Source organism: Mesorhizobium sp. B2-6-2 (assembly GCF_006440615.1).
In the GTDB taxonomy this organism is placed as follows: domain Bacteria; phylum Pseudomonadota; class Alphaproteobacteria; order Rhizobiales; family Rhizobiaceae; genus Mesorhizobium.
Window position 1 is genome coordinate 20049 of the sequence record NZ_VFUG01000014.1, and the last position, 21897, is coordinate 41945.

The following is a 21897-nucleotide window of genomic DNA, read 5'->3' on the forward strand; positions in this document are numbered from 1 at the left end:
TTGATTGAACGGGCTCTCAGGCCTGGTCGGAATTCTTCCCTGATTCGGCGTCCTCATCTCGCGATTGGAGCGCTGCCGTCTCTTGGCCATGTCCGAACGTCCTTTCGATCAGCATCAGACCGGGGTCCGAGGCCGGGGTTCCGGCCGATTCCAGCCTGTCCTCGGTCACCACGCGCTCATGCGGTTCGGTGTCGCTGCGGATGCGGTATTGCGGCGAGTTTTCTTTTGGCGGCAGCGTGCCGGTGACGTGGTAGACTTCCGCGGTCAACGTCCGGAAATCTCCCTTCAGACGGACCGCCTGTCCGATGTCGAACAAGCGCGGCGGGGCGCCGTGCCGTATCGGCCGTGTGTTGCGCTGCATAAGGCTTGTCATGATTGTCTCCGGTCGTCTTCGAGCGCCGCCTCGAGAGAGGCCGGTTGATGCTTTTTACCGTGCGAACCATTGTGCGGAGGATCGCCGGCAGGTGAATGAAAGAGGCCGCGTCGCGGGAAAGGCCCTTCCAGGCCTCCTTGTCGAGATCGGTAAGATACCCTGCGGTCGCGGCGCGCCTGAAGCGCGACAGCGCCAACGAGAGCCGAAGCAGACGACGACGGTGGACGCGATGCGAATGGCCACGATTGCAGCTTTCCCATGAAAACATGCTAGGATGGGCTTCCGCGTTATTTCAGTCGAACCGCTGGAACGGTTTGCGGTGCTGCCAGTACATCCGTGGTCAGCGCCCTGCGTCGTTCCAGGGTTCAAACGAGCAAGCTGCCGCGCCGGACCGGCGCAACGCTTCGCTATCGAAAATTCGGAAAGGATTGGCGCGGCTCCGACGGGGCGAAAGCCAAACTCAACCAAATCAACACTTTTTGTATGCGCCTCAATTGCGCTCAAAGCAAGACTTACGCGTCCATTATTTTTTTCCCGGGTAAATAGAAATCTCGGGTCCGAGCCTGAAACAGCGGTAAATCGATTTCTAAGCGCTTGCCTAAAATCTTCGGATTATTTCACCCAAACATTTTGAGCTTCCCTGGAATTGTTTTTTCACTCCTATCCGCCACAACCAAAGCCGTCTACACGACGACAGGCTTGGCCCAGAAAAAGGCCATCGAAAATCCGGGCACATAGCGGCTATATGGTCGTCCGGCCACCTCTTCCTCCGAGGCGTTTGCGTTAAACGGTGAACCGCTACAGGTCACTCTCCGGACGCCACCTTGGGCTCCGCGCGAGATCCGCGACCCTCCGACCGGGCCAAGCCGAGGATGGCCGGGCCGTTGAGCACCGTACCGTCCGGCGCGAACTGCGAGCCGTGGCAGGGGCAATCCCAGCATTGCTCGGTCGAATTCCAGTGCACGATGCAGCCGAGATGCGTGCAACTGGCCGAATGCCTGTGCAGCTTGCCGTCGCGGTCGCGGCACACGGCGAACTTGCTCAAGCCGTCTTGAAGGATGCAGCCTTCGCCAGGCTTGAGGTCGCCGGCCGACTTGACCTCACCGGGCAGCAAGTAGCCGGCGAGGTTCTTCACTGTTGTAAGGTTCTCATTGAGGTAGTGCGCGAGCGCGGCGGGCGGCTTTCGGTCGGGGGCATAGACGGCTTCCCAGGGGTTTGATCCGTCCACGATCAGATCGCGGATCAGCAGTCCGGCCAATGCACCATGCGTCATGCCCTGGCCGGAGTCGCCGGTGGCCATGAAGACGTTGCCGTTGCCGGGGCTTCGGCCGATGAAGCCGCAATAATCGATCGTTTCGAGAACCTGACCGGACCACCGCGCTCTTTCTCCGCCAAGATCGGGCACCAATGCCCTGATCCATGCTTCAAGCGCGGCAAAGCGTGCCTCGCCGTCATCCGCTTCGCCCGATTTGTGATCGCGGCCGCCGGCGATGAGACAGTCCGTCTTGCCGCGGCCTGGATTGAGGCGGACGTAATAATAGGGATCGTCCATGTCCCAGTAGAGGGCATCCGGGAGGGTTCCCCTGGCGATCTCGAAAGCCATGGCATAGGTGCGGTAAGGAGCCATCTTGCTATGGATCTTGACCCATGTGTTGATCGGGGAATTGGTGGCAAACACCGCATTCGAAGCCGTGACGGTGTAGCCGCCGTAGCATTTCAGGCGAATCTGCTCCCCCTCCTCGATCTCGATGACGGCGCTGTCGGCTAATGCCTTGCCGCCTCGCTTCTCGAAATCAGCCAGCAGGGCGCGCAAATATTTCAGCGGGTGGAAGGTGGCCTGTTGGGGGTAGCGCAGGATGGGCGCCGATTCATGACCCTTGAGCGGCACGCCTTTGCCATGCTCAGCCTCGGCGCCGATCTTAGCCGCAGCCGCATACTCCTTATTGCATTCTCTGGCGGCCTGCTTCTCGTCCATCCATGCGGCCGGGAAAAGGAAGCCGTCCAGCCGCCGGAAATCGCAGTCGATCTCCAGGCTGGCAACGTGCCGTTCGATGCGGTCGACGGCGGCTTGCTGGCTCTCCTGAAATCTGCGCGCCAGAGCCTCGCCGCGCATGTTGATCAGCGCGCTCAAGCCATCGTCGCAGATCGGCGCCAGATGGGCTGTCGTGCGCGATGTCATGCCTCCGAGCAACGGGCCGCGATCCACGAGCACCACCTTGCGTCCTGTCAGCGCCAGTTCATAGGCAATCGAAACCCCGGCGATGCCGGCACCAACGACGGCCACGTCGCAATGCTCGTGCTGCTCGAGGCGGGGCGCGCCGGGAAAGCTGGCGTCGAGCACCCAAAACGGTCTGGTCGCTTCGCTGCTGACGTTCATCGCGTGCCCCGTCGAGACGATATGGGATGGCCGGCGGCCAATGCTGCGCAGCGCGAGTTGTAGGTCATCGTGACCGGCTCCATCCTCACGGCTAGGTGCTCTTGAGCGTTCCGTTCATCCCGTTCGGGTAAAAGCCGCCCTTGCTCACACCCGATTGGTCGGTCAGATAGACAATGCGCAGCACCTCCTGCGGCGTCCTTGTGAAGGCAATCGCATCAGGCGTCGAAGGAACGAAGTTGGCCTTGCCGTCGACGCGAATGCCCTGGTCCTTGTCATCGGGCCCGTCGATCTTGTCGCGTGCGTCGGAAATCGCATTCGCCGCCTTCCAGGCCTTCTCGCCCATGCGATAGAGCGACGACCGCGCCATCCCCATGTGGTAGGCCTCGACCGCGAGAATTCCAGCCGCGGCTGCCAGGAATTCCTTGTTCTTCAGGACGGTTGCCGCACCGGCGTAGGCGGTGACGCCGACATCCTCGAACAGCATGCCGCCAAGCACGAAGTTCATCTGGTTGCCGAAGGGGTCGAAGTCGGCACCGAGCCCGGCCGCCTTGGCGACCGCGGCAAAGCCGGCATCAAAATCGATCGCCGGCCGGTCCACCGCATTCGATGCCAGGGTCTTGCGGTAGAACCTGACATGGGCAAGCTCATTTTCCGCGACTTCCCGCAAAAATTCAGCCAGTGCGGGTGTTTCGAAGGGAACCTTCTTGCCGCCGACGACGTCGCCGGGCTTGGAACCGGCATCTGAATCGTCGATGCCTTTTCCTGTGGTGCCCCGGAGGTAGTATTCGGCCTCCATATATTCCAGGTTCAGCGCGAACCGGAAAATGTCTTCGTCCTTTATATCATCCTGTGCGAAAGCAGGCGAAACGGGAACGACGCCGGTCGCTGAAGCGAGCGTCGCTCCGAGACCAATTTGCAATGCGCCGCGGCGAGAAACATGAAGTGAAGGCGTGGCACGGATCATAGCTTCCTCCCGAAGCCCGCCATGAACCGGTGTGGCCTCAAACGAGCGGGCCGTTCCGTCAACTCCGCCAAACGTGGAATGTTCCTGAACCGAGCCGGCATGGTTGTGGGCCCGGGGGAGTCGATGGGCGTGCCAGCGTGACTCCCGGGCTGCGGTTCCTCTATAGGACGAGCTTCACGTCCGACGCCGGATCCATTTCATGGCCCTCCTCCCCTCTCTCCGCGCCGCCCTCCCCACCGCCACCATCTGGGACGCCGCCGAGCTCGCCTCGCGCGATCCCGGGTTCGACACCCGCAATTTCGGCGCCTCGGCTCTGGTGCGTCCGCGCGATGTCGAAGAGGTCGCGGCGCTGGTGAAATTCTGTTCGGAGCGTGGCATCAGCCTTGTCGCGCAGGGCGGGCGCACCGGGCTGGCGGGCGGGGCGGCGACTTCCCAAGGGCAGGTGATCTGCGACCTTGGCGGGCTTAACAGAATAGAGGACATCGATCCGTTCACGCGCGTGGCGATCGTGCAGGCGGGCGTGACGCTGGGCGCGCTGCAGGAGGCGGCAGCCCAGCATGGGCTAGACCCGGGCATCGACCTTGCCGCGCGCGGCAGCGCCACTATCGGCGGCATGGTTTCCACCAACGCCGGCGGCATCATGGCGTTTCGCAACGGCACAATGCGCCACCGCGTGCTCGGCTTGGAGGCCGTGCTGCCGGACGGGCGGTTGTTTTGCGATCTCACCCGGGTGCTGAAAACCAGCGCAGGCTCTGATCTGAAGCATCTCTTCATCGGCGCGGAAGGCACGCTCGGCATCGTCACCCGCGTGGCGCTGCGGCTCGACCCGGTGGCCGGGGCGAGTGCCACCGCGCTTGTCGGAGTGCCGAATGCGGCCAGCGCCCAGCGCATCGTGCGGCATTTCCTGGCCTCCACCAGCGCACGCCTCAGCGCCGCGGAGATCCTGTGGCGTAATTTTGCTTCACTTATGCAACGAGCGCTGAACTATGCGCCCGGGCAATTGCCGCTCGATGCGCCTTGCTTGCTGGTGCTTGGGCTCGGCGCCGACTCGATCGAGGCGGCGAGAAGCGCGCTCGAGGACGGGCTGGCGGCGATCTGGGAAGAGGTCGGCATCGTCGACGGGCTGGTCGCGAGCTCCGAGGCCCAAGCCGCAGCGATGTGGCGGCTGCGCGAGGAGACCGTTGAGATCGAGCGCGCGCACCCTATGGCGCCCTCGTTCGACGTCTCCGTGCCGGCCGGCGCGCTGGACGCGTATGTGGCGCGCATCGAGGCGGGGCTGAAGAAACTCGACGCCTCATATGCGCCCTATGTCTACGGCCATCTCGCCGACGGCAATCTGCACATCTCCATCAATTGCGAAGGGCCGGTTCCACATGAGCGGCATGAGGCGATCGAGGACGTGCTCTATGAGGGGCTGCGCGAGGCCGGCGGTTCGTTCTCGGCTGAGCATGGGGTGGGGCTGGAGAAACGCGAGGCCTATGAGCGGCATGCTGATCCGGTGAAGCGGGATTTGGCGAAGGCAATCAAAGAGTTGATCGATCCGGGCAATGTGATGAATCCGGGGAAGGTCGTGGGCTGAGCTTGGCGGGGGAGCGCGAGAGGCTGAAGCGAACCTGCCTGTGTCGCAGCCCCCTCTCCGGCCGCTTCGCGATCACTTCTTCCCGCCGCTGTCGCGGGCCAGAAACACTACTCGCACTGGCGGCGCGGGCCGCCGTCGAAGGGCTGGTAGGTGTTGTCCTGCGGATCGTAGGAGCGGTAGCGGCTGAAGCAATCGTCCACGTGGGCGGCCGAGATCTGCCGGCCCTGTGCCCGCACGGCCCCGACCTCGGGCGAGATCTCTTCCGGCGGGCCGCCATAGGTGGTGGCGTAGCCGTCGCCCGACGGGGCGTAGCCTTCCATCTCGGCCTGGTCATCGCTCGTCTGATCATCGGCCGCGGCGGTTTGCCGATCGTTCCCGACGGCTTGGCCATCCCGGCCTTGCCGATCGTTTGAGCCGGTCGAGGCGGTGCGGTCGCCCATCGGGTCGTAATAGGGTGAGATGCAGGGGCGCAGCTCGCCGCTGTAGGAGCGGTAGCTGTTCTCTGCCGGACGATAGCTGCGATAGCGGGCCGAGCACCATTGCAGATGAGCCACGGGCAATTGCTGCTCGGCCTGCTGATCGGCCGGAGCCGGCTGGGAAGGCTGGGTCGCGTCAGGCTCGGCTGCGGGCTGGTTCGGCTGAGCGGTCGCGGGCTGCAACTGCTGCGGCTGCGCGGGTGCTGTCGGCGCCGCGAGCGTCGCCGTCTGCACTGCGCTGTCGGTCTTGGCCGGCTCGCCCCCTGGGGCGGGCGCGACGGCAGCCTGCTGGGCGGGAATGCGCTGCAGATTCTGCTTTTGCGGATCGACCGGCTGAGCGTCCTTCGTCCAGAGCTCGGAAACGCCGATCGCAGGCGTCAGCTGGCGCACCGGCTTGGCGGCGAGCAGCCAGGTGGCGAAGGCGAGCCCGCTGGCGAACACGGCAAGGGTCAGCACGAAGCCGCCGACGATACCCAATAAAGCCTTCATGCCGCACTCCTTTAGTCCCCGCTGATAGAATGCGGAGCGTGGAATCCGGTTCCCACAGTAAGAGGGCGATGTTGCGACCCGGTGGTAACAAACGACGGGCCCCGCGTGCTCCGGGGAGGAGCACGCGAGGCTTCGAGAGGATCGCTAGGTGAACCCAGCTGGGGACTAGGCAGCTAAGGACTTTACGATGATCCAAGAGGATCGATGACAGTGTCGCCCCTTTGGCAAGACGCCGCATCGTGCAAACAGAGGAATAAACGCAGGTCGTTCACTTGGCAGTCCCAAGCCTCGGACCGATGTTGTCGCAGCGGCCACTTCCGGCCTGTCAGACCCGGCAGAATGCCCCAACGAGGCGGCCGGGCCGCGCTTAAGCGACCTGCGGGCGCTCAGCAGTCCGCCACCACCTCGCTGTAGCTCCTCGCCTTCCCGTCCTGGCCGCGAATGCGCCAAGTCTGGCCGTCCCGCCCTTCGATATGGCTCGCTGCCAGCGGCACCTTGCCGCCGCCGTCGGGCAGGTCGATGACGTAGGTCGGGTTACAGATGCCGGAGAGCCGCCGGCGCAACTCCGCGACCAGCGCCTGGCCTTTGGCAATCGTCGTGCGGCGGTGCGTCATGCCGCGCGCGAGGTCGCCGTGATGCAGGTAATAGGGTTTTACGCCGAGACGGTACATCAGCTCGAGGCAGAGCTCCTCCAGCACCTCGACCGTGTCGTTGACGCCTTTGAGGAGAACGCTCTGGTTGAGCAGCACGAAACCCGCCAAGCGCATCGTGCGGCAGGCCGCCTCGGCTTCGGCGGTGAGCTCGCGCGGATGGTTGAAGTGCGTGACCACCGTCACCATCAGCCGGCCCTGCAGCGCCTCGATCATACCGGGCGTGACGCGCGACGGCAGCACCACCGGCACGCGGGTGTGGATGCGCAACAACCTGAGATGGGGGATCGCCTCCAGCCGGGCGCGGATCTCGGCCAGCGCCTTGTCCGGCAGCGACAGCGGATCGCCACCGGTCAGGATCACCTCGCGGATTTCCGGGTGCCCGGCTATGTAGGCCAGCGCCGGCTCCAGCGCTTCGCTTGTGTAGCCGCGGCCGATCGAGGTCAGCGATTCCTTACGGAAGCAGAAGCGGCAATAGACTGCGCATTGATAGGTCGGGAACAAAAGCACGCGGTCGGCATGGCGGTGCGTCAGGCGCGGCACCGGGCCGAAGGCATGATCGCCGATCGGGTCGTCGAGCTCGCCTTCGGTGGCGACGAGCTCGCCCGGCGACGGGATCACCTGGGCGCGGATCGGATCGTTGGGGTCGCTCCAGTCGATCAGGTCGAGATAGGGTTTGGGCACGCGTACCTTGTGCGCCGCCGCGGCTTCTTGCATGACGGCGCGCTCGGCGGCCGAAAGCGGCAGGGAAGCGAGGTCGCGGACATGGCGCACGCCGGCACGGACTTCGGCTTGCCAGGCGGCGTCGGGGGCGGCCGGTTGTTTGAGATCGGTGGTCATTGCGGTTCTCTGGTTCGCCGTCCCTATCGGCCGGATGGTCGATGCGGTCAACCGCATACCGCGTTGGGAATTTGGAGCACCCTCACCGCTCGAATGGCTGGAAAGGCGTTGAGCGGCGAAGCTTGCGTTCCTTCGCGCAACCGTCGTCGCCTGAGTCACTCTCGACTTTCGCGGCAATCGACCAGCGCCGTCTTTTCAGGCAATCTCCTGCCAACGGCGATCATGGGGAGATGATCTGCCGGCGAGGGAGGATTGTCATGACCAAGACGCAGGCGCTGCCGCGCTATGAGGATGCCGTTGCGCAATTCCGCATCGAGGACGAGATCGCGCGCCTTCACGGCGATCCGGCGACCGGCATCAACGCCTATGTCGAATGCTGCGGCCGCTATACCGGCGACAACCGGTTGGCGCTGCGCGCGATCTCGGCTGCCGGTGAATTGCGCGAATACTCCTTCGACGATCTGGCCGACATGGCGGGCCGCGTCGGCACCTTGCTCAAAAGTCTCGGCATCGGCCCCGGCGACGTCGTCGCCGGCATGCTGCCGCGCATCGCTGAACTGGTGGCGCTGATCCTCGGCACATGGCGGGTCGGCGCGGTCTACCAGCCGCTGTTCACCGCTTTCGGGCCGAAGGCTATCGACCATCGCCTGAGCTACAGCAAGGCGAAGCTGGTGGTGACCAACCCCGCAAACCGCGCCAAGCTCGACGAGGTGGAAAACCACCCGCGCATCGCCACAATTATTGGCCCCGGCGATGCAATTGCAGCAGGCGACGTCGATTTCCGCGCGGCGCTCGCGGCTGCCTCCTCCGATAGCGAGCCGGTCATGCGCAAGGGCACCGACCTGTTCATGATGATGTCGACCTCCGGCACGACCGGGCACCCGAAGGGGGTGCCGGTGCCGCTCAACGCGCTGCTTGCCTTCGGCGCCTATATGCGCGACGCGATCGGGCTTCGGCCCGACGACATCTTCTGGAACATCGCCGATCCCGGCTGGGCCTATGGGCTCTACTACGCCATCACCGGACCTTTGCAGCTCGGCATCGCCACCACCTTCTACGAAGGCGCTTTCAACGCCAAATCGACTTACGACATCATCGAGCGTCTGGGCGTCACCAGCCTGGCCGGCTCGCCGACAGCCTATCGCCTGCTAATGGCGGAGGGGCCCGAGGCCGCGGCCCGCGTCAAGGGCAGGCTGCGCGTGGTGAGCAGCGCCGGCGAGCCGCTCAATCCGGAGGTGATCCGCTGGTTCGACGCGCATCTTGCAGCGCCGATCCACGATCATTACGGCCAGACCGAGAACGGCATGATGGTCAACAACCATCATGGTCTGGCGCATACGGTCCGCGCCGGCTCGGCCGGCTTTGCCATGCCCGGCTACCGCATGGTAGTGCTGGACGAGGCAGGCAACGAACTCGGCCCCAACCAACCCGGCGTGCTCGCGGTCGATATCGCCAACTCGCCGCTGCGCTGGTTCGACGGCTACCACCAGGCGGAAACGCCGGCGATCGCGGGCGGCTACTACCGCACCGGCGACACGGTGGAATATGAGCCGGACGGCTCCGTCTCCTTCATCGGGCGGGCCGACGATGTCATCACCTCGTCCGGCTACCGCATCGGACCGTTCGATGTCGAAAGCGCGCTGATCGAGCATCCGGCGGTCAACGAGGCGGCCGTCGTCGGCGTGCCCGATCCGCAGCGCACGGAGATCGTCAAGGCGTTCGTAGTGCTGGCGCCCGCCTTCAAGGGCAGCGAAGCACTGGCCGAGGAACTCGCCCAGCATGTGAAGCAGCGGCTGTCGGCGCATTCCTATCCGCGCGAGGTCGAGTTCGTCAGCGAACTTCCGAAGACACCGAGCGGCAAGATCCAGCGGTTCTTGCTGAGGAAGGCCGAGGTGGAGAAGCGCAAGGCGGAATAAAGATTTGGCTCTCCATGATTTCCGCCACGCAAAAGCCGCCAAGTCGGGCGATGGGTCGCAAGGGCTTTGATCGCTAATTGGGGTTGCAGCATGCGGTTGGTCTTGACGCTTCTCATTGCGCTGGCGGGCAGCGCGGCACATGCCGCCTCGCCGGAAGACGATTATATCGCCGCGCGCGACAAGGCGATCGCCGATATCACCGCGCAGGAGAGCGCCAATACGGCGATCGAAACCATCGATGCCCAGAACGAGAAGGCGCTGGCCGACCTCCAGCAGCGCCTCGCCGCCATTCTCGGGCCGCTTTCCGTCAAGGATTTCCCGGCGACCGGCACCATCAATGTTCAAAGCCTCAACGCCTCCGATATCGGCTACGGCATGCTGGACGGGCTGCGATATGCGCAGAGCGACGACGGCCCAAGCATTGTCGCCTCGACGCGCGGGCTGACCGAGCGCTGGCTCAAGTCCAAATCGTCCGAAGCGGAAGCGGATTTCAAGCTGCCCGCCGACATCGGCGCGGCGTTGAAACTCGACAGTTTTTACACCCAGGCCATCGGCAGCGACGCGGCATTCTCGGGCACGCTCGACTTTTCGCTGAAAAAGCCCGACGGCGCCGATGCGGTGGTCGCGCGGCTCGGCGGCTGGACCCAGGATGTCGGACCGATCTACGATCAGCACGTCGTCGTGGCGGTCGTCAAAGGCGACCGCGTGCTGATTGCCGAGGCACCCGCCTCGCCTGCTGTGCCGAAGATCGCGGCCTGCGATTCAATCTGGGCAGCCGCCGACGCCGCCGCGCAGAAAGCCCAGCAGGCCGACCAGGGTTCGGACCAGGACGATCAGCAGGCCTCCGATCCCGCCAACGCCGCCTGGGAAAAAGGCGACGCCGACTACCGCGCGTGCATGGCCCAGCGCCTGCCTGGCGACCCGTCCTTCCCGGCGCTGCTCAAGCAGGCGCAGGACCTTGCCGACGACATGGCTGGGAAATAGTCCGCCAGGGCAGCGGCTCTCGAAGTGGAACGGCTTCAAAACACGGAGATAAGAGCGGGCCGGCGCTGTCGAAGCCGAGCCGCTCGAAATCCTCAGCCTCCGTTCGCCCGCATGTTGCGCCGAGAAACGCGCCGCGCGACGGGGCGCGCCGCTTCCGCGATGATCCCGTTGGTTTGAGGCGCGGCATCCTTGCGCGACCTTGCGTCGGTCACCCGATGCAGGCGCTCGTAAGGCAGCAATTCCCGGATGCGGGCGTTGAGCGCTTCGACTTCGGCGTGCAAATCCTCGCATTCCTGCTTCTGGATATCGAGCTGGATCTGCTCCGACGCCTGCTGCAGCGAAAGCCGTGAGAAATTGGTGCTGACCTCGGACAGGTTCTTCTTGTCGGCTTCGCTCTCGTCCTTGAGAACGGCGAGCCTTTTCTCGGCAATCTGGCGTTCGGTGACGGCGTCGTTCAGCTGCGCTTTTAGCCTGGTGATCTCGGCCGTGGCTTCGCCATTGTCGGTCGAGACCTTGTCCAGACGCGACTGCAGGTCCTGGATCTCGGCACGCAAACCGCGCATTTCCGCGTGGCTGCGTGCCAATTCGGCGGTGCTGTCGCTCTCGGCGATCCGCGCCGCCTCGGTTGTTTCGGCAAGCCTGGCCTGCGCTGCCTCGAGGGCTTTCTGCAGCCGGGTTTCTTCCTTTTCGTGGTTGCCGATTTGAGCCATCAGCTCGGCGATGTGGGCGGTTTCGCTGGCGTGCGTTGCCGCGAACTCGTCGAACTTGTGCCGGGCCTCCGCCTCGCGCTTTTGCGCCTGCTCCAGATCGACAGAAAGGCCGACCTGCTTTTCGCGCAGCAGCTTGTTCTCGGCGCCGCGCCTGTCGACTTCGACGGTCTTGGCGGTCAGGGCTTTGACGATCTCGCCGAACTCCGTCTCGCGCCTGGCGGTCTCATTGCCCATCTCCACCAGCTCCAGGCGCACCGCCGCAAGCGCCGAGCGCAGCTGCTCCCGGTCCTGGACGAGGCTCGCCTCGCGCTGCTGCCACGCTTCGGCCGCGCCGTCGCGTTCGCGCTGCCGGCGGGCGGCGTCGAGCAATTGTTCCGACAATGTCTTGTGTTCGGCGGTGAGAGCGAGGTTTGCCAGCTCCAGCTCGTTGGAGCGCAACACGTCGCGATGGAAGACGTTGAGGACTTCGCGCGTCATATGATGCGCAGTGGCGATCTCCGCCAGCTTTGCCTCGATCTCCTGCAGATGACCCTGCCCGTCCCGGAAAAGCCCGGTGACGGCCTCTAGGGCGGCCAGCCGCGTCTGGGTATGCGGTGTCAGCCGCGATGCCGTTGCGTCGGACGGCTCCTCGGCCGGCGGATTCTCGTCGCTTGCCACCAGTTCCCGGCCGGCGACGGCGTCGTCTTCCGACGGCGGCTGTTCGTCATCTTTGAGAACGTCCTCGAACGCCTCCGCCAGATCCGATTGGAGTTCCTGAAATTCCTTATCGACGTCCTCGGCCCGCTTGATCAGAGACTTGAAATTCATCACGGCACATCCCTTACGCTCGACGACACATCTTTTACGCTCGCCCCCGGGCGTACTTAACGAATTACTAATCTATCGCGTTACCTTCCGTTCGGGAAGCCTGTGCAAAGGAAACCAAAATTAAGGTTATCGCCGGTCCCAATCTGATGCGGATCCGCGCTAGGTGAGCCCCTCTTCCGTTCCTAACATATGTTAGTTTTCTCTCCGGGTAGGTGCTGAAAGCATGCGCAGCAGAAGGGAAAGACAGCGAGCTGCTTGTCATCATTCACATGAGCGATGCGAAGACTTCTGGACGGAAAAAAGAAGCTCCCGCCGTATAAATTTTCTCTTCCTCGGCCGCCCATGATCGATCGAGTGGAGTTGCTTGCGCGAGCATCCGGTTGCCGTGCTCTATGGGAGTCGACGCGGGAGGCGGATCGGCCGACCTCCCGCGTCGATGCATCAACTCTTGATGTCGATGCGCTTGACCTGCGACTGCGCCTTCTCGCTCTTCGGCAAGGTGACAGTCAGCACGCCGTTCTTGAAGCGGGCATCCACCTCGTCTTCCTTGACCTCGTAGCCGACCGGGATGCGGCGCTCGAAGCGGCCGTAATAGCGCTCGGAGAACTGCCTATCCTTGTCCTCCGTCTCGGACCGCTTCTCGCCTCTCAGCGTCAGCACGCCGTCGTCGAGCAGGACCTCGATGTCTTTCTGTTCGAGGCCTGGCACCTCGGCCATCACCTTGATCTCCTTCTCGCCGTTGGAGATCTCGACGCTCGGCCAACCGGCGCCGAGGGCGGAGACCCCGCCAAAAGACGGCAACCGGCTGTCGAAGCCGCGGAAAACGTCGTCAAACAGGCGGTTCACCTCGCGATGCAGCGACAGGAACGGATCGCGCTCACCGTCGCGGAATATGCTTGGAAGCTGGTTGCCGTTGCTCCGGCCCCAGGGGATCAGATCACGGACACTCATGGTTTGCTCCTTTCTGTTCATCGGCTCGAAAAGCTCCTACGCGCCGGGCAGTGCCCGGCGCATAGCGCGGATGCGCTCACAAGCAGCCCTCAGGCGGCGTGCTTCTCGGCTTCGATCTTCTTTGTCGTGCCTTTGAGCGTTGCCTTGTCGGCTGCGATCTCGATCCGCCGCGGTTTCATCTCTTCTGGAATTTCGCGTTTCAGATCGATCGTCAGCAGCCCATTGACCAAGCTGGCGCCAACGACCTTGACGTGGTCGGCAAGCTCGAAGCGGCGCTGGAATGCACGGCCGGCGATGCCACGATGCAGGTACTCGCCCTTGTCCTCGCCGGCTTTCTGGCCTGAGACCATGAGCATGTTCTGCTCCTGGGTAATGGCCAGTTCGTCCTGCGAGAACCCAGCCACCGCCATGTTGATGCGGTAGTCGTCTTCCGCGGTCTTGGCGATGTCGTAGGGTGGCCAATTATCGACGGTCTCGATCCGGCTCGCCGTCTCGAGCGCGTTCAGCATTCGATCGAAGCCGATGCTCGACCGGAACAGGGGACTGAAGTCAAACGTGGTTCTCATAGCTACATCCTCCATTGAGCAACATAGATACGAGGGGCACCAAGGAAGCGGCGCCCCTTGACCTTGCCGGTCTCTCTCAAGCACCGGCGTAATCGATCTGGGAATTCAACACGGGCACGTCAAGGTCCCGCTCCGAAGCCGCCTTCAAGATCGTGAAAGTCAGCCCCTTCGTCTGCATGCAGGCAGGCAAATCGTGAATTAAAGGCGGCCGCACAACCACGACCGCCTCGGGGAGCTGATCTTCAATGGATCGCGATGATCCCGTCGACGGCCCGCCATTCCGATGCCCTGATGAGCCGATGGTGGGCGACACGGACAGAATGCAAGGCGCCAGCCAGCTCGCGCTCCCAAAAGCCCAGAAAGCCCCTCAGCGCCGGGAAATCCGGGGCAAGATCATAGTCCTGCCAGACGTAAAGCTGGAGCAGGCTGGGATGGTCGGGCAGATGATAATGGATCTCGGCAGTGGTCAAGCCATAGCCATTCATCTGCAAGCGGAATTCCCTGCTGACCGCCATCGCCTTCGGGCCCTCACGCGCTCAGCCGGTCGACCAGCTGCCGGTGGTCATCATCGGCAGGGCCGCTGGGCGGCGGCGCCAGCGCATCAAGCCGGCGCAGCGCATCCATGATGTCGTCGAAGGAGACCGGCCGCTCGGTGCCCGGCCGCTGGCGCAGCGCCGGCATCGATTCCACGGCGCAGGCGTCCGAGGCCCAGCTCGAAAGGATCGCCCGCTTTTCCCATATGTCGAGCGAGCCGTCCTCCAGCACATCCCGCGGGTGCTGAAAATGGCTGGCCGGCGACAGCAGCCGGTCGAGCGAAAGGTCTGATAGTTCGGGAGCTAGGGAAGGAATGATCGGCGAAAGCGTCTGTCGGTCCATTTCTGTCCTCCGTCTCCAAAAACTCCTTGCTTCGGGTTCCAATTTCTCAGCGGTCCCGGCGCTGCCGGGCGCCGATAATCTTGTTCAACTCAATCGCGAATTCAAGCCTCTCCGTTATCGCAGCGGTCCAATTTACCGCATGTTTTCAGCCCGCTAGCACTCAACGGTCGAGAGTGCCAAAAAATTTGCGGTACCCCCTTGAAAGTAGAAGAAGGCAAAATTAGCTCGACATGCGCGCGATGCCCGAAAGGGTCGCGCGAGCCCCGCTCCGGTCCTGCCGGTCCGGAGCGGAGGAACCGTTCGCAATCTGTTTGTCCTGAAGGAGAACGATATGACGTTCCGTCCATTGCATGACCGCGTGCTCGTGCGCCGCATCGAGGCCGAAGAGAAGACGGCCGGCGGCATCATCATCCCCGACACGGTCAAGGAAAAGCCGCAGGAAGGCGAAGTCATCGCGGTCGGGCCAGGCGCCCGCGACGATAGCGGCAAGCTCGCGCCCCTCGACGTGAAGGTCGGCGACCGCATCCTGTTCGGCAAGTGGTCCGGCACCGAGATCAAGCTCAACGGCGAGGACCTGCTCATCATGAAGGAAAGCGACGTGATGGGTGTGATCGAGCAGGCCGAGACGCTGAAGAAGGCCGCCTGACCGGGGCTTCGATCGAACCGAACCCAGTCAATGAAAGCTGCCTAAACAAGGAGTGATCCAATGGCTGCCAAGGAAGTCAAATTCCATTCCGACGCCCGCGAGCGCATGCTGCGGGGCGTCAATATCCTCGCCGACGCGGTGAAGGTGACGCTCGGTCCGAAGGGCCGCAACGTCGTCATCGACAAGTCGTTCGGCGCGCCGCGCATCACCAAGGACGGCGTCACCGTCGCCAAGGAGATCGAGCTTGAGGACAAGTTCGAGAACATGGGCGCCCAGATGGTTCGCGAAGTCGCTTCGAAGACCAGCGACCTCGCCGGCGACGGCACCACCACGGCCACCGTGCTTGCCCAGGCGATCGTTCGCGAAGGGGCCAAGGCCGTTGCGTCAGGCATGAACCCGATGGATCTCAAGCGCGGTATCGACAAGGCGGTGGATGCCGTCGTCGCCGAACTCAAGGTCAACGCCCGCAAGATCACCAGCAACGACGAGATCGCACAGGTCGGCACCATCTCGGCCAATGGCGATGCCGAGATCGGTCGCTTCCTGGCCGAGGCCATGGAAAAAGTCGGCAACGAAGGCGTCATCACGGTCGAGGAGGCCAAGACCGCCGAGACCGAGCTGGAAGTCGTGGAAGGCATGCAGTTCGACCGCGGCTATCTCTCACCCTATTTCATCACCAACCAGGACAAGATGCGCGTCGAGCTCGAAGAGCCCTATGTGCTGATCCACGAGAAGAAGCTCGGCAATCTTCAGGCCCTGCTGCCGGTGCTGGAGGCCGTGGTGCAGTCCGGCAAGCCGCTGCTGATCATCGCCGAGGATGTCGAGGGCGAGGCTCTGGCCACGCTGGTGGTCAACAAGCTGCGCGGCGGGCTGAAGGTCGCCGCCGTCAAGGCTCCGGGCTTCGGCGACCGGCGCAAGGCCATGCTGGACGACATCGCCATCCTGACCGGCGGCACGGCCATCAGCGAGGATCTCGGCATTAAGCTGGAGAACGTCACGCTGGAGATGCTCGGCCGCGCCAAGAAGGTCGCGATCGAGAAGGAGAACACCACCATCGTCGACGGCGCCGGCAAGAAGGAGGAGATCCAGGGCCGCATCACGCAAATCAAGGCGCAGATCGAGGAGACCACCTCCGACTATGATCGCGAGAAGCTGCAGGAGCGGCTGGCCAAGCTCGCCGGCGGCGTTGCCGTGATCCGCGTCGGCGGCGCGACGGAAGTCGAGGTCAAGGAGAAGAAGGACCGCGTCGACGACGCGCTGCATGCCACGCGCGCCGCGGTCGAGGAAGGTATCCTGCCCGGCGGCGGCGTTGCCCTGCTCAGGGTGGCCAAGGCGCTCGACGCGGTCGCCGTCGACAACCCGGACCAGAGATACGGCGTCGACATCGTGCGGCGCGCGATCGAGGCTCCAGTGCGCCAGATCGCCGAGAACAGCGGGTCGGAAGGTTCGATCATCGTCGGCAAGCTGCGCGAGAAGACCGAATTCGCCTATGGCTGGAACGCCCAGACCGGCGAATATGGCGACCTCTATAAACAGGGCGTCATCGATCCCGCCAAGGTCGTGCGCACCGCGCTGCAGGATGCGGCCTCGGTTGCCGGACTGCTCGTCACCACCGAGGCCATGGTGGCCGAGAAGCCGAAGAAGGAAGCCGCTCCGGCCATGCCGCCCGGCGCCGGCATGGACTTCTGAGACGCCGACGGGAGCCCGCTTCCGGCAGCGGGAGCGGGCGTTTCGAAACGCACGATGGAGGCCTTTATGGATATGATGAGCGGCAATGGCTCGATCCCGGCGCCGACGCGCCCGGCAAGCGAATTCCTCGCTTATGAAGCCGAATGTCGAAGCGCATTGAAGCCGCTGCTGGCAGGCTTGCTCGACACCGCCGAATCCGTCGGATGGAACCGGCGGACCGTCGCCTCGACGCTGATGTTCCTTGCCGCACAGCACGTGTCGGCCACCGAAACATCCGGGGGCGGCTAGCGAAGATCGGCCCCCGCCTCCAGGGCGGGGCCCTTGTGACTGCGAACGGACGAGGATTGCCATGATTGCAGGACGATTGCGCGAATGCCTGAAAATCTTGCGATGGGAAGCTGCCGACGTCGCCGAGGAGCTCGGCTGGCCCAGAAACGACGTGACGCGCTGGCTCGAGGGGCGCGCGCCGGTGCCACTGGCGGTCGCCGCCTGGATCGAGGCCCTCGCCAAGGCACACAAGGTACTGCCCCCGCCGCGCCTTAACCGGCAGAATTCAGCGATGCACGCGCCGGCAGGCCCGGTGGTTGTGCAGGCGTTCAACGGCATAGGCCAGCCGCGGCCGCGCGGCGTCGTCCTGCAACCGCCCTACCGGCGCCGACATGTGCTGGCCGGGACGACTGGCCTTCGTCCGGGCGCCATGAGCATGCACCTGAATGAGGGTTCTGACCATGAACCACGGCCGCTTTGAAGACCCTGTTACCATTCTTGTCGGAATGGGTTTGCCGGTCCGGCTCGAAACCGTGATGAAAGCCTATGCCCTGCTGTAGGATTGGCCGGCCGCGAGCAGGAGCAGCGCGCATGCGATCGCGCTCAATTCCTGCAAAGCCGGCATTGCCGGCGAGATCGACGCGAAAACGGTGCGGGCAACCCTTGTTGCTTTCGCCCGCCGCCACGATATCCTGGCGCCGGACATGGTTTCGCTGGCGCCTGCGGCGCTGGCAGGGAGCGCATCCACAAGCGACAATGGCTGAAGATTTGAAGCCCGGCGCGTGCTGGCGCGGCGGACGACGCAACGAGCGCAGGAATTCTGAATGACGACAGACACCAAGGCCACGGAAACCAGGACATTCGAGGCGGACGTCTCGCGGCTGCTGCACATGATGGTGCACTCGGTCTATTCGGACCGGGACGTTTTCCTGCGCGAGCTGATCTCCAATGCGGCGGATGCCTGCGAGAGGCTGCGCTTCGAGGCGGTGAGCCGGCCCGAGTTGCTGGGCGACGATGCCAAGCCGCGCATCACGATTGCCGCCAATCCCGACAACAGGGAACTCTCCGTCGAGGACAACGGCATCGGCATGAGCCGCGACGAGATGGCCGAGGCGCTTGGCACGATCGCGCGCTCCGGCACGCGTGCCTTCCTGGAGCGCGTCGAGGCCGGCAAGGCGGCGGAAGACCCGCAGCTCATCGGCCAGTTCGGCGTCGGGTTTTACTCTGCCTTCATGGTCGCAGACCGGGTCGACGTCATCAGCCGCCAGGCCGGCAGCGACGAGGCTTTCCGCTGGTCGTCGGACGGCAAGGGCACCTATGAAATCGCGCCGATCCCGCTCGAGGCAGCACCCAAGCGCGGCACGCGCGTGGTGCTGCATCTGATGGAGGACGCCTCGTCCTACACCACGCCCTATCGGCTCGAGGGCTTGGCGAAGTCGCAATCCGGGCATGTGCCGGTGCCGATCACATTTGTCGAAAAGCCCGGCGCCGAACCGCGCGACATCGCCGACGGCACGGCGCTTTGGGTGCGGCAAAAGAGCGAAATCAAGCCGGAGGAATATACAGACTTCTACCGCAGCATCGCCGGCCAGTATGACGAGCCGGCTTCCACGATCCATTTCCGCGCCGAGGGACGGCAGGAGTACAGCGTGCTCGCCTTCGTGCCGGGATCGCGGCCGTTCGACTTGTTCGACCAGGACCGCAAGGGCCGCATGAAGCTCTATGTGCGGCGCGTCTTCATTACGGACGATGCCGATCTCCTGCCGCGCTACCTGCGCTTCGTGCGCGGCCTGGTGGATTCCGCCGACCTGCCGCTCAATGTCTCGCGCGAGATGATCCAGGAGAGCCCGTTGCTCGCAGCGATCCGCAAGGGCGTGACCAACCGCGTTCTCGGCGATCTCGCCAAGACGGCCGAAAACGATGCCGAAGCCTACGCCAAAATCTGGGAAAATTTCGGCGTCGTCCTCAAGGAAGGTCTTTATGAGGACTACGAGCGACGCGAGCAGCTGCTGAAGCTTGCCCGCTTCCGTTCCACAACCTCAGGCGAAGGCTGGCGCAGCCTTGCTGACTATGTCACAGCGATGAAGGAAGGTCAGAACGCGATCTTCTTCATGGCCGGTGACGATCGCGCCCGTCTCGAAGCCTCGCCACAGCTCGAAGGTTTTCGCGCACGCGGCATCGAGGTGCTGCTTCTCACCGATCCCGTCGACAGCTTCTGGGTGACGATGGCGCCGGAATTCGACGGCAAGCCGTTCAAGTCGGTGACGCAGGGCGCGGCAGAGCTCGCCGATATCGCGCTGCCGGAAGATGCGGCGAAGCCCGACGCGGAGACGTCGTCGGATATCGCCGCCTTCCTGGCTTTCGTGAAAACGACGCTTGGCGAGGAGGTGTCGGATGTGAAAGCCTCCGACCGGCTGACGGAAAGCGCCGTCTGTCTTGTAGCGCCCGAGCATGGCCCGGATCGCCAGTTCGAGCGCCTGCTCAACGCCGCCGGCCGGCTCGACAAGGCGGCCAAGCCGATCCTCGAGATCAACCCGCGCCACGAGCGCGTGGCGGCGCTGGCAAAGCTCGGCGACGACGAGAAAGCATTCAAGGAAGACGCCGCGCATCTGCTTTACGACGAGGCACGCGTGCTCGACGGCGACAAGCCGGCCGACGCCAAGGCCTTCTCGGCGCGGCTTGCGCGGCTGATCGATCGAGGGCTGGCGAGGGGGTAAGCGCCGGCGCTCGCCCGACAGGGGGAATGCGCCGCCGCCCACTGCGTATGGTCTCGCCCTACCCTCTCAGCCCCGGCGCTTCCTGGCCGGTGCGGGCGACATATTCGGTGTAGCCGCCGCCATAAGTGTGGATGCCGTCGGGCGTCAGCTCCAGCACGCGGTTCGACAGCGCCGCCAGGAAATGGCGGTCGTGCGAGACGAACAGCATCGTGCCTTCATATTGCGACAGCGCCTCGATCAGCATCTGCTTGGTGGTTATGTCGAGGTGGTTGGTCGGCTCGTCGAGCACCAGCAGGTTTGGCGGATCGAACAGCATCAGCGCCATCACCAGCCGGGCCTTCTCGCCGCCCGAGAGCACCCGGCACTTCTTCTCGATCTCGTCGCCGGAAAAACCGAAGCAACCGGCCAAAGCGCGCAGCGGCGCCTGGCCGGCCTGCGGAAACGAGTCCTCCAGCGTCTGGAAGACGGTGCGCTCGCCATCGAGCAGTTCCATGGCGTGCTGGGCGAAATAGCCCATCTTGACGCTCGGGCCGCGCGCGACGGAGCCCTCGTCCGGCTCGGAGGCGCCGGCGACCAGCTTCAGAAGCGTCGATTTGCCGGCGCCGTTGACGCCCATCACGCACCAGCGCTCGCGGCGGCGGATCTGAAAATTGAGGCCCGAATAGATATTGCGGCTGCCATAGGCCTTGTGGATGCCTTTCAGCGTCGCCACGTCCTCGCCGCAGCGCGGCGCCGGTTGGAATTCGAAATTCACCGTCTGGCGGCGCTTCGGCGGTTCGACACGGTCGATCTTGTCGAGCTTCTTCACCCGGCTCTGCACCTGGGCCGCATGGGAAGCACGCGCCTTGAAACGCTCGATGAAGGCAATCTCCTTGGCCAGCATCGCCTGCTGGCGCTCGAACTGCGCCTGCAGCTGCTTGTCGGCCAGCGCGCGCTGCTCCTGGTAGAATTCGTAATTGCCGGAATAGGAGGTGAGCGCACCGGCGTCGATCTCGATGATCTTGGTGACGATACGGTTCATGAACTCGCGGTCGTGCGAGGTCATCAGCAGCGCGCCGTCATAATCCTTGAGGAATTTCTCCAGCCAGATCAGGCTTTCGAGGTCGAGATGGTTCGACGGCTCGTCGAGCAGCATGACGTCGGGCCGCATCAGGAGGATGCGGGCGAGTGCCACGCGCATCTTCCAGCCGCCGGAGAGTTTTGAGACGTCGCCGTCCATCATCTCCTGGCTGAAGCCGAGGCCGTCCAGCACCTCGCGCGCCCGACCGTCGAGCGCATAGCCGTCAAGCTCCTCGAAGCGGTGCTGCAATTCGCCGTAGCGCTCGATGATCTCATCCATGTCGTCGGCGCGCTCTGGATCGCCCATGGCGTGCTCGAGCTCGCGCATCTCGGCGGCGACCGCGCTGACCGGCCCGGCGCCCTCCATGACCTCGGCGACGGCGCTCAAGCCGCCCATATCGCCGACATCCTGGCTGAAATAGCCGATGGTGACGCCGCGATCGACGGAGACCTGGCCCTCGTCCGGCTGCTCCTCACCCATGATCATGCGGAACAGGGTCGTCTTGCCGGCGCCGTTCGGGCCGACAAGCCCGATCTTCTCGCCCTTCTGCAAGGCGGCGGAAGCTTCGATGAAGACGATCTGTCGGCCGTTCTGCTTGCCGATATTTTCGAGACGGATCATGGGGCGGTCCGGGAAACTGCGCTGAAGTGGCGGGGATTTGCCCGGGGCATTACGCGAATGCGGGCACGAGGGGAAGAGGCAGAAGCGCCGCAGATGAGACGATGGGAAGTGGCTGAGGCGGCGCAACAGCTAATCTCCCCCTTGTGGGGGAGATGGCCGGCAGGCCAGAGGGGGGCGCGAAGGAACGCGACTTTGGATTTCGCCCGCGAAGCGGGTCGTCTGAAACTCGACCATCTGCCAAGCAGAACGCCGACGGTTGACAGGCTGGCGGGACAGCGCCCCCTCTGTCCTGCCGGACATCTCCCCCACAAGGGGGGAGATCAGCAGCTTCCGCGCCCC

General features: G+C 64.1%; 19 protein-coding genes and 1 pseudogene. 9 read left to right on the forward strand and 11 right to left on the reverse strand.

The features are described 5' to 3' along the window. Nucleotides 1-16: 16 nt before the first annotated feature. The 3 genes from FJ419_RS22860 to FJ419_RS22870 all read right to left on the reverse strand — a co-directional run bounded on the left by FJ419_RS22860 (nt 17) and on the right by FJ419_RS22870 (nt 3714). Nucleotides 17-373: a hypothetical protein gene (locus tag FJ419_RS22860; protein ID WP_140698382.1), complete on the reverse strand. Its 357-nt coding sequence runs from the start codon at nt 371-373 to the stop codon at nt 17-19. Nucleotides 374-1178: 805 nt separating this feature from the next. Then, the gene (locus tag FJ419_RS22865) at nt 1179-2750 is read right to left on the reverse strand and encodes an FAD-dependent oxidoreductase (RefSeq protein WP_140698385.1); all 1572 of its coding nucleotides are present in this window, start codon (nt 2748-2750) and stop codon (nt 1179-1181) included. A gap of 91 nt (nt 2751-2841) precedes the next feature. Beyond that, the gene (locus FJ419_RS22870) at nt 2842-3714 is read right to left on the reverse strand and encodes a ferritin-like domain-containing protein (protein ID WP_140698388.1); all 873 of its coding nucleotides are present in this window, start codon (nt 3712-3714) and stop codon (nt 2842-2844) included. 199 nt (nt 3715-3913) lie between these two features. On the opposite strand from FJ419_RS22870, the gene FJ419_RS22875 reads away from it, so the two are divergent. Then, on the forward strand, nt 3914-5293 hold the full coding sequence (locus FJ419_RS22875; protein ID WP_140698391.1) for an FAD-binding oxidoreductase: 1380 nt from the start codon (nt 3914-3916) through the stop codon (nt 5291-5293). 107 nt (nt 5294-5400) lie between these two features. Here the strand turns inward: FJ419_RS22875 and FJ419_RS22880 are convergent, their stop codons facing one another. After that, nucleotides 5401-6258, reverse strand: coding sequence for a BA14K family protein (locus tag FJ419_RS22880; protein ID WP_246679314.1), 858 nt, complete (start codon nt 6256-6258; stop codon nt 5401-5403). A 386-nt stretch (nt 6259-6644) separates the two neighbouring features. Beyond that, complete coding sequence (locus FJ419_RS22885) at nt 6645-7748, reverse strand: KamA family radical SAM protein (RefSeq protein WP_140698395.1); 1104 nt, start codon at nt 7746-7748, stop codon at nt 6645-6647. A gap of 257 nt (nt 7749-8005) precedes the next feature. Between FJ419_RS22885 and FJ419_RS22890 the strand changes: the two genes are divergently transcribed. Continuing rightward, nucleotides 8006-9664, forward strand: coding sequence for an acyl-CoA synthetase (locus FJ419_RS22890; RefSeq protein WP_140698399.1), 1659 nt, complete (start codon nt 8006-8008; stop codon nt 9662-9664). A gap of 90 nt (nt 9665-9754) precedes the next feature. After that, on the forward strand, nt 9755-10648 hold the full coding sequence (locus FJ419_RS22895; RefSeq protein ID WP_140698402.1) for a hypothetical protein: 894 nt from the start codon (nt 9755-9757) through the stop codon (nt 10646-10648). 92 nt (nt 10649-10740) lie between these two features. Here FJ419_RS22895 and FJ419_RS22900 read toward each other — a convergent pair whose 3' ends face one another. From FJ419_RS22900 to FJ419_RS22920, 5 genes are all read right to left on the reverse strand, one after another. After that, nucleotides 10741-12165, reverse strand: coding sequence for a hypothetical protein (locus FJ419_RS22900; RefSeq protein ID WP_140698405.1), 1425 nt, complete (start codon nt 12163-12165; stop codon nt 10741-10743). A gap of 441 nt (nt 12166-12606) precedes the next feature. Further along, a complete protein-coding gene (locus FJ419_RS22905; protein WP_140698408.1) occupies nt 12607-13116 on the reverse strand; it encodes an Hsp20/alpha crystallin family protein in 510 nt (169 codons plus the stop codon). An 89-nt stretch (nt 13117-13205) separates the two neighbouring features. Next, nucleotides 13206-13682, reverse strand: coding sequence for an Hsp20 family protein (locus tag FJ419_RS22910; protein WP_140698411.1), 477 nt, complete (start codon nt 13680-13682; stop codon nt 13206-13208). A gap of 242 nt (nt 13683-13924) precedes the next feature. After that, nucleotides 13925-14197, reverse strand: coding sequence for a protein usg (locus FJ419_RS22915; protein ID WP_140546471.1), 273 nt, complete (start codon nt 14195-14197; stop codon nt 13925-13927). 13 nt (nt 14198-14210) lie between these two features. Continuing rightward, nucleotides 14211-14558: a hypothetical protein gene (locus tag FJ419_RS22920; RefSeq protein WP_246679316.1), complete on the reverse strand. Its 348-nt coding sequence runs from the start codon at nt 14556-14558 to the stop codon at nt 14211-14213. Nucleotides 14559-14889: 331 nt separating this feature from the next. Here FJ419_RS22920 and groES point away from each other — a divergent pair, with 331 nt between their 5' ends. The 6 genes and pseudogenes from groES to htpG all read left to right on the forward strand — a co-directional run bounded on the left by groES (nt 14890) and on the right by htpG (nt 19877). Next, complete coding sequence (gene groES / locus FJ419_RS22925; RefSeq protein WP_140698414.1) at nt 14890-15204, forward strand: co-chaperone GroES; 315 nt, start codon at nt 14890-14892, stop codon at nt 15202-15204. A 60-nt stretch (nt 15205-15264) separates the two neighbouring features. Next, the gene (gene groL, locus FJ419_RS22930; protein ID WP_140698417.1) at nt 15265-16893 is read left to right on the forward strand and encodes a chaperonin GroEL; all 1629 of its coding nucleotides are present in this window, start codon (nt 15265-15267) and stop codon (nt 16891-16893) included. 66 nt (nt 16894-16959) lie between these two features. Continuing rightward, nucleotides 16960-17181, forward strand: a complete 222-nt coding sequence (locus FJ419_RS22935) for a hypothetical protein (RefSeq protein WP_140546474.1) — start codon at nt 16960-16962, stop codon at nt 17179-17181. Nucleotides 17182-17242: 61 nt separating this feature from the next. After that, entirely contained in the window at nt 17243-17641 is a 399-nt protein-coding gene (locus FJ419_RS22940) for a helix-turn-helix domain-containing protein (RefSeq protein WP_140698420.1), read from the forward strand. Nucleotides 17642-17732: 91 nt separating this feature from the next. Then, nucleotides 17733-17924 (forward strand): annotated as a pseudogene (locus FJ419_RS31590) (DUF982 domain-containing protein); the annotation flags it as partial. Nucleotides 17925-17984: 60 nt separating this feature from the next. Further along, entirely contained in the window at nt 17985-19877 is a 1893-nt protein-coding gene (gene htpG, locus FJ419_RS22950; RefSeq protein ID WP_140698429.1) for a molecular chaperone HtpG, read from the forward strand. A gap of 58 nt (nt 19878-19935) precedes the next feature. On the opposite strand, the gene abc-f is transcribed toward htpG, so the two are convergent. After that, a complete protein-coding gene (gene abc-f, locus FJ419_RS22955; protein ID WP_140698432.1) occupies nt 19936-21558 on the reverse strand; it encodes a ribosomal protection-like ABC-F family protein in 1623 nt (540 codons plus the stop codon). Nucleotides 21559-21897 lie beyond the last annotated feature (339 nt).